This window comes from Iamia sp. SCSIO 61187, from assembly GCF_019443745.1.
GTDB lineage: Bacteria > Actinomycetota > Acidimicrobiia > Acidimicrobiales > Iamiaceae > Iamia.
On the sequence record NZ_CP050948.1, the window covers coordinates 2,716,486 to 2,728,235 of the forward strand.

Genomic DNA, 11,750 nt, shown 5'->3' on the forward strand with positions numbered 1-11,750 from the left:
TCAGGCGTCCTCGTGGTGGGCGAGGTCATCAAGGATCCGGCGAGCGTTGCCCCAGCGGAAGGTCATCTGACCGGGACTGAACGGCTCGCCGTTCCAGTTCTCCAGTGCCCGGGCCTCGGTCAGCCTGGCGAGCTTGCCCTTGAGACGGTGCTCGCGTTCGGTCACCAACAACGCCGCTTCCGGGCTGTCGGAGACAACGGACGGGTCGTGGAGGGCGAGGTCTGCCCAGGCCAGCACGAACCGTCTCGTGGGCGTCGGAACTCGTGACTGGCGCTCGATCACGTACCAGAAGTCCTCGCCCGTGATCCAGGAGCTCAACTCGTCTCGACGGGCGTCGATCAGTTCCGCCCAGTCCTCAAGCTCCTCCGCCAGCGTGCCAACGAGGTCCTCCTGGTCCTGGCCCAGCTGCTCCGCCGCCCGCCGAGCGAGCAACAGGTTGTGGAGCGCCTGGGCACCTTCCATCAGCTCCGAGAAGTTCCGGGCATGGACGAGTACCTCTTCGAGCCTCGGCGGTGCGTGAGGGATCGGAACCTCCCATGGCATCGCTGCGGAACGGTCGATCGAGAGGTCACGAGCCAACTCGCCGACCATGCTCTCGGGTCGACTGGTGGTCATCCGCCCAGCGAGGTAGTCGCTCTCCTCGGACGTCAGGGCCATCGAGATCGGCTCGGCAGGAAACCGCTTCGGCGCCTTCGGCAGAGCCGGGTCCCACATGTGTCGCGTCGCGGCCAGAGGTTCACCGTCATCGTCGGTCGCGATGTCTGTCCGTGGGGTTCCCCGTGCGACGAAGCCCCGGTACTCGCTTGAGGCGAGATCGAGGAGCCGGATGCCGAACACCTGAAGGCCGTTCCAGTACACGGTTGATGGCAGGCGCGTCAGCCGTCTGCGAGCCCGGTAGCCGATGACCCCCTGGTTCGCGCCCTCCTCGCCCCGGAGCGATTCGATGAGCGCCACCTCCAGCTCCCGCAGACGGTCGTTGAACCTGCCCATCGGGACGCGCTCGGCTTCGAGCATCTGGCAGATCCACGGAACGAAGAGGAAGTAGCGAGCACGGGTCTGAATCGTGCTCACGCCAGGGAACAGCTGATCCGAGATCGAGTCGCGGATGACACCGAGACCCAACGAGTCGATCGTGTCCTTGTCGTCGAACGCGGCGAATACCTCGCGCATCCGCTGCGCCTCTCGGTCGTCGTAGTCCAACCACCCGAAGAACGACGCCACGTCGCCTTCGTCATCAGACACCGATCGTCCCCCCACCATCACCACCTGGTCAGTATCGCTTGTCCGCCCTGAGCAGCCGGCCCGGCGATGATGCGATCGCACCTCACGGTAGGAGTTCGTTCGTGGCTCGCCCGACGGAGCTTCTGAATGGGGAGCGGCCCTCGCCCTGATTCGCCAGGCTCCGACAGACCCGTACGGGCAGCAGTGATGACAAACCAATGACAAGCGCCCGATTCGGGGCTCGCCAAAAACTGCGCTGACCAGCACTTTCGTGCTGGTCAGATGGTGTCGGAGGGGGGACTTGAACCCCCACGCCCTTAACGGGCACTAGCCCCTCAAGCTAGCGCGTCTGCCAATTCCGCCACTCCGACGTGGCGCCCCGGGTGCGCCCGGAGCAGTCGCTCAACGTAGCACTCGGCCTCCGTCGCGCCGAAGCCGATCTAGGGTGCCGCGGGTGGGCGCCACGCGGATCCGGCCGTACCGGGCGGAGGACCGCGAGGGCGTGCGCGCCGTGTGCTTCACGACCGGCTACATGGGCGACCCGGTGGCGTGGCAGTGGCGCGATCGGGAGAGCTTCGCCGACCTCTTCAGCGGCTGGTACACCGACCACGCGCCCGAGTCGGCCCTGGTCGCGGTGGACGAGGACGACCAGGTGGTGGGCTACCTCCTCGGCTGCCGGGACACCACCCAGGTGACGTTGCCGCCGCGGCTCGTCGCCCACCACCTCGTGCGGCGGGGCCTCCTCGTCCGACCGGGCACGGCACCGGTGGTGTGGCGCACGATCGGCGACCTCGTCGTGGCCGCGACACGGCGTCGGCTGCCGCCGTCCCAGGTCGTCGACGACCGCTGGCCGGCGCACCTGCACATCGACCTGCTGCCCGCGGCCCGGGGCGACGGGACGGGCCGCCGGCTGATGACCCGGTGGCTGGACGCGCTGCGGGAGGAGGGAGTGGCCGGGTGCCACCTGGTCACGTGGGCCGAGAACGACGGGGCCGTGGCCTTCTTCGAGGCCATGGGGTTCCGGCGCGAGGGAGCCCGGCAGCCGATGCTCGGGTTGCGGTCGCCCGAGGGCCTCCGCCACCACAGCCAGCTCATGGTGCAGCCCCTGGACGGGCCGGTGGTGTCGTGACCCCGCTCGACGAGATGGTCCTCGTGCCCCGTCCCCGTCGGGTCGAGCGGCTCGAGGGCGGCGCGCCGGTGGGCTCGCCGGTGACGACCCGGTCGGTGCCCGACCTGCCGGCCCAGGGGTTCCGCCTGACCATCGACGACGGCGTGCACATCGACCACGCGGACGCCCTCGGTCTCCGGTACGCCCAGCAGCTGCTCGACCAGATCGCCGGGCAGGCGATCGACGGCCGCCTCCCCGGGGTCCGGGTCGAGGACCACCCCGACATCGTGCACCGGGGCTTCATGCTCGACATCAGCCGCGACCGGGTGCCGACCCGGGCCACGCTCGTGCGCCTCGTCGAGCTGTGCGCCCTCGCCCGCTACACCCAGCTCCAGCTCTACATGGAGCACACCTTCACCTACCGCGACCACCGAGAGGTCTGGCAGGACGCCTCCCCCATGACACCGGCCCACCTGACGTGGCTCGACGGGCTCTGCTCCGACCACGGCATCGAGCTGGTGCCCAACCAGAACTGCTTCGGCCACATGGCCCGCTGGCTGGCCCTCCCCCGCTACCGCGACCGGGCCGAGTGCCCCGACGGATGGGACCTGTTCCCGGGCGTCACCCTCCCGCCATCGGTGCTGGCTCCGACGCCGGAGAACGCCGCCTTCGCCCTCGACCTGCTGGCCGAGCTGCTGCCGTCGTTCCGCAGCCGGCAGGTGAACATCGGCTGCGACGAGCCCTTCGAGCTGGGGCGGGGCGCCAGCGCCGACAGGGTCGCGGCCGAGGGGCGGGGCCCGGTCTACGTTGAGCACGTGACCCGCCTGGTCGAGCCGCTCGTCGACCGGGGCTACACCGTCCAGATCTGGGCCGACGTGCTGCGGGCCCACCCCGACCTGGCGCGCCGCCTGCCCCTCGGCACGGTCCCCGTGGCCTGGTGCTACGAGGCTCCGCCGTCCGACGATCGGCCCCTCGCCCTGCCCCCGGGCGTGGCCGAGGTGATGGACCGCCTCGGGACCGACGCCTCCACCTTCTCCGGCTTCGACCCGCTGGTGGCGCCCCTGGCCGACGCCGGGGTGCCGTTCTGGGTCGCGGCCGGCACCTCCGGGTGGAGCTCGCTCGTGGGCCGGATCGACAACGCCTGCGCCAACCTCGTCGACGCCGCCGAGACGGCCTCCGCCCACGGGTGCGGCGGCTACCTCGTCACCGACTGGGGCGACAACGGCCACCACCAGCCGCCGTCGGTCAGCTTCGGCCCGCTCGTCTTCGGCGGCGCCGTGGCCTGGGGGCTCGACGCCAACCGCGACCTCCCCCTCGCCGACGTCCTCGACCGGCACGTCTTCGCTGACCCCACGGGTCGGATGTCCGCTGCCCTCGACCGCCTCGGGCGCCAGTGGTCCCGCACCGGCCAGCGGGCCATCAACGGCAGCCCTCTCTCCGCCGCCCTGTTCCCCGGCGAGATGCACATGGTCTTCGGACGTCCCGACCGTGACGCCGTCCGGTCCGTCGTCGCCGAGGTGGAGACGGCCATCGCCGACCTGGCGAGGGCGGCACCCGGGTCCGACGATGGCGAGATCACCGTCCGGGAGCTGACCCAGGCCGCCCGCATGGCTCGCCACGGCGCCTGGCGCCTCCTCGGCGACGACGGCCCGTCGTCGCAGGACCTCGCCGACGACATGGCGGCGCTGGTCGAGGGCCAGCTGGTCTCGTGGATGGACCGGAGCCGACCGGGAGGGCTCTCCGACAGCCTGGCCCGCCTCGACCCCACCCTCGCGGCGAGGGTCGAGATCACGCCCGACGACGAGACCGACACCCGATAGTCACACCCCGCATCACCAAGGATCTCCTGGGTTCGACCCTTGCCGGACGAACATCCGTTCGTCTAGACTGTCGACATGGACGAGGTCGTGTGCGACGAGACGAGCGAGGCGGTCGACAGCGTCGATCTCGCCGAGCTGCTCGCCGCGGACACCGGCGAGATGAGCGACGAGGCCGTCCGCCTGCACCTGCTGGCCCTGCACCGGGTGCACGCCCGGGTCGAGGGCGCCATCACCGCCGCCACGGGCACCTTCGCGGTGCGGAAGCTCCACACCGCCGATGCCGGGCGCAGCCCGGCCGGGTGGTTGGTGGCTCGGGTCGATCAGCCCCGGGGCCGGTGCCAGGCCGAGGTGACCTTGGGCGAGCTCCTTCCGGAGATGCCCGTCGTCGCCGCCGCGTTCCGGGCCGGGCGCATCGGGCGACCCAAGGTCCTCCAGCTGGCCGAGGTGCGCACGCCGGAGCTGGTGGAGGTCTTCGCCGATCACGAGGCCTACCTGGTGTCCGAGGTCGCCCGTCTGCGCGTCGATGGCGCCGGCCGGTTCCTGCGGGCCTGGCAGCAACAGGCCCGCCTCCACATCGGCTGGATCGACCCCGACGGCCCCGACCCCGGCGACGCGCCGCGGGCCCGGGTCGACATGTCCCGCACCTTCGCGGGCCGGTGGGTCCTCGACGCCGAGCTGTGCGCCGAGGACGGCACCATCGTCCGCTCGGCGATCGACGCCGAGGTCGACGAGCTGTTCCGGGTCGGCACCTTCTCCGACCACGACGGCATGAGCCCCGCTGAGCGGCGTGGGTACGCCGTGGTCCAGATCTTCGCCCGCAAGGGCCGACCCGGGACCAAGCACGGCGCCCCCCGCCCGTCGGTCGAGGTGATCTGCGACGAACGGACCCTCCAAGGCCTGCCCATCGACGACGACGAGGACCTCCGCACCCGCATCTGCGAGCTGATCGATGGCACCCCGCTCGCCCCCGCCTCCCTCCACCGCCTTCTCTGCGGGGCCGATGTGCACCGGTTGGTGATCGCCGCCGACGGCGAGGTCCTCGACGCCGGCAAGGACATCAGGCTCGCCAACCGGGGCCAACGCCGAGCGCTCCGGTTCCGCCACGCGAGGCACTGCGCCTTCCCCGGCTGCGAGGCCCCCACCGACTGGACCGAGGCCCACCACGTCATCGAGTACGACCCCGATCCGTCGAACGATCGCGGCCGGACCGACATGGACAACCTGGTCCCGCTGTGCCGCTACCACCACCACAAGGTGCACGAGGGCGGGTTCACCCTGATCCTCACCCCCGACGGTCGGGTCCGGGTCGAGCGTCCACCCGACGCCGCCGGCCGACGATGTCGCATCACTCCGGCCCGCCCCCACCGTCGGCCCGTCGAGACCGACCCGCTGCACGCACTCGCCCGACGCCGCATCAAGGCCCTCGTCGCCGCCGCCCGCTGACTAGCCGAGGTCCCAGGTGACGGGCTCCTCGGGGGCGTAGGCGCAGAAGGTGCCGGTCCGGATCGATGCGCGCAGGTGCCGTCCGAGACGAGGGTGGGCCGCCTCGACCCGGCGGATCGTGGAGCGGACCCGCTGGGTGACGGTGGACCGGGCCCGCTCGACGGTGCTCCCCGTGCGACGGGCCCGACCGGCCAGGCCCAGGGCGACGGTCAGCTGGTCGACGAGGGCGTCCATCTCGGCCTGGGCCCGCTCCGAGCGGGCCACGTCGTGGTGGGCGTCGGCCTCGTCGAGCTCGGCCTGGAGGTCGCGGATGCGCTGCTCGTAGACCCGGCGGGCGGTCTCGTCGAGCACCTCGCCGGTGCTCCCCTGCTCGACGGCGGCTCCGACCAGCTCGAGGCAGTGCACCTCCTCGCCCGGTCGCGCCAGCAGGCACGCCAGGTCGTCCATCCCCTTGGTCGCCCGGACCGACGTCGTGCCGTCCCCCAGACCGACCTCCCAGACGTCGCCCTGGCGGCGGAACGTGCCCTCCCGCCGCCTGGGCGCGTCGTCGACCGGCGCCGGCGCGACCCCCTCGGGCGCCGTCGTCCCCTCGGCCACGGCACCGAGCTCGGCCCGGGCCAGGAGGATGGCGTCCCGCACCTCGAGGCGGGTGCCACCGGTCGGGTCGAGGGGGAACAGCTCGTGACCGATGCTGGCGGTGATGCTCATGACCGGCAGGGACAGGGCGGTGGCGGCCAGGTCGGCGGCCGGCCCCGTCCGCCCCACCCGGGCCAGGAGCGGGGCGGCGACGTCGAACACCATCCGCAGCCCGTACGTCGACCCGCGGCCCAGCAGGTGCTCGAGCAGGTCGAGGGCCGACCGGGCGGCGCCGGGGTGGTCCCCGACGCACATCGCGCCGATGGCGGCCGACCGTCGCGTGCCGAGGGAGCCGGCGCCGTAGGCGATGGCGTCGCAGCACCCGCGGGCGTCGGCGATGACGTGGCGCGCCTCCTCGACGTCGGAGCGGAGCAGGATGGACCCCTCGACGGCGCGCGCCCAGACGATGCCGATGTCGGAGCCCGCCGCCGACGCCTCGGCCCCGGCCGCCCGGACCAGGGCGAGGCCCTCGTCGACCTGGCCCAGGTCGGCCAGCACCTGCGCCCGGGCGGTGTCGGCCTCGACGGCCAGCGCCGACACGCCCCGCTCCCGCGCCGCCCGAGCGGTCGCCTCGAACCACCCCAGAGCCTCCTCGGCGGCCCCCACCGCCCGACGGGACTGGCCGATGGTGCGGGGCAGGGTGATCGGCCCGAACGGCGAGGTGGCGGCGTGGACCAGAGCCTCCTGGGCGAGGGCCACCGACGCGGCGTGCTCGCCGCGCATGTAGCGAGCGGTCGCCGCGGTGGCGGCCACGTCGGGGCCCATCGGATGGTCGGTGATCTCCCACCGCTCGAGCACCTGCTCGGCCAGCTCGCCGATCTCGTCGAGGTGGGAGTGGTGGATCACGAGCCACAGGGCGGCGGCGAGGAGGAAGGCCCGGTCGGGCGTGTCGTCCTCCTCGAGGCACCACCGGATGGCCGAGGCCACGTTGGCGTAGAGGTCGACCAGCTCGTTGAGCGCCGACGAGGAGAACGTCCCCGAGCCCAAGCCGACGATCTCGGTCACCCGCTCCACCACGTGGTCGACGAAGCGGACCTCGACCGCCCGCCGCTGCCCGGCCGCGTCCAGCCGGGCCCGGGCGAAGCTGCGCAGCGTCTCCAGCTCCCGGTACCACGTGACGGCGCCGGAGGTGTCGGCGACCACCATCGAGGCCGCCACCAGCCCGTCGAGCAGGTCCTGGGTCGAGGCCAGGTCCGTCCCGGGCCGGGCTGCGGCGGCGTGGGCCAGCTCGGCCGTGAACGGACCGGCGAAGACCCCGAGGTGGTCGAACAGCGCCTGCTCGTCGGGGGACAGCAGGTCGTGGGACCAACCGATCGCGTCCCGCAGGCTCTGGTGCCGCCGCGCGCTGCGACGGCGTGGCCGGTCGAGGACGTCGAGCCCGACGACCAGCCGGTCGAGGATCTCTCCGGGCGCCATCGACCGGGTGCGGGCGGCGGCCAGCTCGATGGCGAGGGGCACCCCGTCGAGCCGACGGCACAGCTCCGCGACTGCGTCGTCGGGCTCGACGATGCTCCCGGCGTCGGCCGCCCGAGCCACGAAGAGCCCCACCGCAGGTCCGTCGGCCGACCCCGCCGGAGGGAGGGCGAGCGGGCCGATGGGCACGACCGTCTCCCCGGGCAGCTCGAGGGCGGTGCGGCTGGTCGCCAGGACGGTCGGGGCCAGGCACGCCTCCAGCAGCTCGTCGAGCGCCTCGGCCACGGCGTCCACGACGTGCTCGCAGTTGTCGACCACGAGCAGCACCGGGCTGTCGACCGGGGCGTCGACCAGGGCCGAGAACGACGCGTAGCCGAGCTGGTCGGCCAGCGACTCGCGCACGGCCTCGGCGGTGCTCACCCGGGTCAGGTCGACAGTGCGCACGCCGTGGACGAAGCGGTCGGCGACCATCGCCGCGGCCACGCGGGCCAGGCGGGTCTTGCCGATGCCCCCCGGCCCGATGAGCGTGACGAGCCGACGGTCGGCGAGGCGATCGGTCACCAGCGCCAGCTCGGCCGCCCGGCCGATCAGCTCCATGGGGCGAGCGTAGGGCGGCGCGCCACCGGTCCGCCGAGCGAGAACCACCGCCCGGAGCGGCGCGGCCGGCTCGGGTCGTCACACCGTGAGGCGCGACATCACGCCTGGGGGGTGAGACCCCACCACGGAGGACCACCATGACCATCGACCTCAGCCAGCGGCTCTGCGACGCCACCATCGGCACGCTCGAGCTGTTCGCCGTCCACCTCGGCACCACCCTCGGCCTGTACGAGGCCTTCGACCGCCACGGCCCGCTGACCGCCCCCGAGCTGGCGGACCGGGCCGGCATCGACCCCCGCTACGCCCAGGAGTGGTGCGAGCAGCAGGCCGTCGCCGGCTACCTCGAGGTCGCCTCGCCCTCGGCCGTGGCCGAGACCCTGCGGTTCGCCCTGCCCGAGGAGCACCGCGGTGCCCTCCTCGACCCGATCGACGGCGACCACCTCGCCCCCTTCGCGTCGATGGTGGTCGGGATCGCCGGGGTCCTCGACGACGTGGCCGAGGCCTTCCGCACCGGCGGCGGCGTGCCCTACGCCCGCTACGGGGCCACGTTCCGCGACGGCCAGGGCGCCATCAACCGCCCCGCCTTCACCTCCGACCTGGTCAAGGCCTGGATCCCGGCCGTCCCCGGCCTGACCGACCGCCTCGCGGCCGGCGCCCGCGTCCTCGACGTCGGCACCGGCCAGGGCTGGTCCGCCATCGCCATCCAGACCGCCTGGCCCGCCGCCCAGGTCGTCGGGCTCGACACCGATGCCGCGTCGATCGCCGACGCCCGGGCCCACGCCGCCCAGGCCGGCGTCGACGTGCGCTTCGCCGACCCCACGGCCTCGATCGCCGACCTCGGACCGGTCGACGCCGCCTTCGTCCTCGAGGCCCTCCACGACATGTCCCAGCCGGTCGAGGTCCTCCGCGCCCTGCGCCAGGCCCTCACCGACGACGGCGTGGTCGTCGTCGTCGACGAAGCCGTGGCCGACGCCTTCACCGCCCCCGGCGACGAGGTCGAGCGGATGATGTACGGCTGGAGCGTCGTCCACTGCCTCCCGGCCTCCATGTCCGAGGAGGGCTCCGCCGCCCTCGGCACCGCCCTGCGGCCCTCGACCGTCGCCGACCTGGCCGCCCGGGCCGGCTTCTCCTCGTGCGACGTCGTCGACGTCGACGCCGGCTTCTTCCGCGTCTACCGCCTCGCGGTCTGACCCTCACCCCCTCCAGGAGATCACCATGTCCACCACCACCCGCTTCCCCGTCCGCTCCATCGAGCGCATCGACGCCTTCGTGCGCGCCGAGGCCGCCACCGTGCTCACCGCCGCCTTCCTCGACGACCCCGTCTTCACCTGGATGGAGCCCGACCGGGCCGCCCGGGCCGACACCCTGCCCGTCCTGTTCGACGCCTTCCTCGCCGCCCAGGCCCGCCACCGCACCGCCGACCTGGCCCGGGTCGACGGCCCGGCCGCCGGCGTCGCCCTCTGGGTCCCACCCGGCGTGGCGGCCGTGCACGCCGACGACGAGCCCGAGCTCGAGGCCCGCCTCGGCGTCCTGGGCCCGGCGGCCCTCGCCCGGATGGGGGCGTGCAGCGAGGCCTTCGCCGCGGTCCACCCGGCCGAGCCCGCGTGGTACCTCAACTTCCTGGCCGTCGCCCCGTCTCACCAGGGCCGGGGCATCGGGTCGGCACTGCTGCGGTCGGTGCTGGCCCAGTGCGACGTGGGCGGCGAGGCCGCCTACCTCGAGGCCACCTCGGAGCGGAACCGGGCCCTCTACGAGCGTCACGGCTTCCGCCTCATCCGGGAGATCCCCCTCCCCGACGGTGGCCCCACGTCCTACGCCATGTGGCGCGACCCGATCATGCCCCCCGGCCACGCCTGGCCGCAGCAGCGCTGACGACCCCCCAACCCCGCCCGAGACGCGAGCGCGAGGAGCGCAGCGAACCAGGCGAACGGGGACGGCGGGGTCGCCATCCCCCGGCGGCCCGGCGCAGCCGCTGGGGGGCTGCGGGGGGTCTCCCCCCGCAGAGGAGCCGTGGCCCCGACGGACGAGGGGTCCGGCTCCGGAGAGGTCTTCAGCCCCGAGCGCAGCGAGGGACCCTCAGCTCGTAGGAGTGGAGCGAGCGCCAGCGAGCGAACGACTACGAATTGGTGAGGAGCATCCCGAGGGCGATGGTGGTGAAGGCCCACACCAGGGCGACGACGACCGTCAGCCGGTTGAGGTTCTTCTCCATGACGGTGGACCCGGCGGCCGAGGCCCCGATGCCGCCACCGAACATGTCCGACAGGCCGCCGCCCTTGCCGCTGTGCAGCAGCACCAGGACGATGAGGATCCCCGACGCAGCCAGGTGGAGGGGGGTGACCAGGTACAGCACGGGTTCTCGGGCTCCTACGGCTCAGGGACGGCCCTGCGGGCCGGCGATCAGGTTAGTGGCGTCGACCGGCGGTGATGCCATCACCACCTCGGTCAGAGCATCACGCGGACCTTGGGGAAGTGGCAGGCCACCTCGTGCTCGGTCGCTCCCCACTCGCCGCTGGCCAGCGGGGGGTCCTGCTCGACGCAGGCGCTGGTGTCGGTGCCGGCGGCCTCCAGCTCGGCCTTGCGCCAGCACCGGGTGCGGAACCGGCACCCCGACGGCGGGTTGGCCGGGTTGGGCGGGTCGCCCTCCAGCACGATCCGCTGGCGGGCCCGCTGCTTGCGCGGGTCGGCCAGGGGCACCGCCGACAGCAGGGCCTGGGTGTAGGGGTGCACGGGCCGGTCGTAGAGGTCGTCGGCGGATCCCAGCTCGACGATCTTGCCCAGGTACATGACCGCGACCTGGTCGGAGGTGTGGCGGACGACCGACAGGTCGTGGGCGATGAACAGGTAGGCCAGCCCCAGCTCGTCCTGGATGTCCTCGAGCAGGTTGACCACACCGGCCTGGATGGACACGTCGAGAGCCGACACCGGTTCGTCGAGCACGAGCATCTCGGGGTCGAGGGCGAGGGCCCGGGCGATGCCGATGCGCTGGCGCTGCCCGCCGGAGAACTCGTGCGGGTAGCGGTTGGCGTGCTCGGGCTTGAGGCCGACGAGCTCCATGAGGTCCTTGACCTTGTCGGCGCCGCCGTCCTTCCACCGGTCGTGCACCCGCAGCGGCTCGCTGACGATGGCCTGCACGGTCTGGCGGGGGTTGAGCGAGGCGTACGGGTCCTGGAACACGATCTGCATGCGCCGGCGCAGGGCTCGCACGTCGCGGTTGCTGGCGCGGTGCACGTCGATGCCGTCGAAGCGGACGGTGCCGGCGGTCGCCTCCAGGAGGCGCATCACCAGTCGCCCGGTGGTGCTCTTGCCGCACCCCGACTCCCCCACCAGGCCGAGGGTCTGGCCCCGGTGGAGCTGGAAGCTGATGCCGGAGACGGCCTGCACCGCCCCGACCTGGCGGCTGAGGAGGCCGGCCTTGATCGGGAAGTGCTTGACGAGGTCCTCGACCTCGAGCAGCGGGGCGGCATCGGCCGGGCGGGTGGCCGCGGGGGCGGCGTCGTTGGCGAGGTCGATCT

At 73.2% G+C, this 11,750-nt stretch carries 9 protein-coding genes and 1 tRNA gene; 5 read left to right on the forward strand and 5 right to left on the reverse strand.

The window, feature by feature from the left end; genetic code table 11:
- A complete protein-coding gene (locus HC251_RS13000) occupies positions 1-1,242 on the reverse strand; it encodes a DUF6361 family protein (RefSeq protein ID WP_219941042.1) in 1,242 nt (413 codons plus the stop codon).
- A gap of 262 nt (positions 1,243-1,504) precedes the next feature.
- Positions 1,505-1,592: transfer RNA gene (locus tag HC251_RS13005), tRNA-Leu, on the reverse strand.
- A gap of 83 nt (positions 1,593-1,675) precedes the next feature.
- Between HC251_RS13005 and HC251_RS13010 the strand changes: the two genes are divergently transcribed.
- The 3 genes from HC251_RS13010 to HC251_RS13020 all read left to right on the forward strand — a co-directional run bounded on the left by HC251_RS13010 (position 1,676) and on the right by HC251_RS13020 (position 5,592).
- Positions 1,676-2,350: a GNAT family N-acetyltransferase gene (locus tag HC251_RS13010; RefSeq protein WP_219941043.1), complete on the forward strand. Its 675-nt coding sequence runs from the start codon at positions 1,676-1,678 to the stop codon at positions 2,348-2,350.
- The gene (locus HC251_RS13015; RefSeq protein ID WP_219941044.1) at positions 2,347-4,149 is read left to right on the forward strand and encodes a glycoside hydrolase family 20 zincin-like fold domain-containing protein; all 1,803 of its coding nucleotides are present in this window, start codon (positions 2,347-2,349) and stop codon (positions 4,147-4,149) included. Before HC251_RS13010 ends, HC251_RS13015 begins: the two co-directional genes overlap by 4 nt.
- A gap of 75 nt (positions 4,150-4,224) precedes the next feature.
- Positions 4,225-5,592 carry an HNH endonuclease signature motif containing protein gene (locus tag HC251_RS13020; protein WP_219941045.1) on the forward strand — a complete coding sequence of 456 codons (1,368 nt, stop codon included), beginning with the start codon at positions 4,225-4,227 and terminating at the stop codon, positions 5,590-5,592.
- Here the strand turns inward: HC251_RS13020 and HC251_RS13025 are convergent, their stop codons facing one another.
- Entirely contained in the window at positions 5,593-8,238 is a 2,646-nt protein-coding gene (locus HC251_RS13025; RefSeq protein ID WP_219941046.1) for a hypothetical protein, read from the reverse strand.
- A gap of 137 nt (positions 8,239-8,375) precedes the next feature.
- On the opposite strand from HC251_RS13025, the gene HC251_RS13030 reads away from it, so the two are divergent.
- Positions 8,376-9,428 (forward strand): bifunctional 2-polyprenyl-6-hydroxyphenol methylase/3-demethylubiquinol 3-O-methyltransferase UbiG, encoded by a 1,053-nt coding sequence (locus HC251_RS13030; RefSeq protein WP_219941047.1) that lies wholly within the window; start codon positions 8,376-8,378, stop codon positions 9,426-9,428.
- 25 nt (positions 9,429-9,453) lie between these two features.
- Positions 9,454-10,110 carry an N-acetyltransferase gene (locus HC251_RS13035; RefSeq protein WP_219941048.1) on the forward strand — a complete coding sequence of 219 codons (657 nt, stop codon included), beginning with the start codon at positions 9,454-9,456 and terminating at the stop codon, positions 10,108-10,110.
- A 244-nt stretch (positions 10,111-10,354) separates the two neighbouring features.
- On the opposite strand, the gene secG is transcribed toward HC251_RS13035, so the two are convergent.
- Positions 10,355-10,588 carry a preprotein translocase subunit SecG gene (gene secG / locus HC251_RS13040; RefSeq protein WP_255566396.1) on the reverse strand — a complete coding sequence of 78 codons (234 nt, stop codon included), beginning with the start codon at positions 10,586-10,588 and terminating at the stop codon, positions 10,355-10,357.
- A 92-nt stretch (positions 10,589-10,680) separates the two neighbouring features.
- Entirely contained in the window at positions 10,681-11,748 is a 1,068-nt protein-coding gene (locus tag HC251_RS13045; RefSeq protein WP_370651298.1) for an ABC transporter ATP-binding protein, read from the reverse strand.
- Between the last annotated feature and the right edge of the window lie 2 nt (positions 11,749-11,750).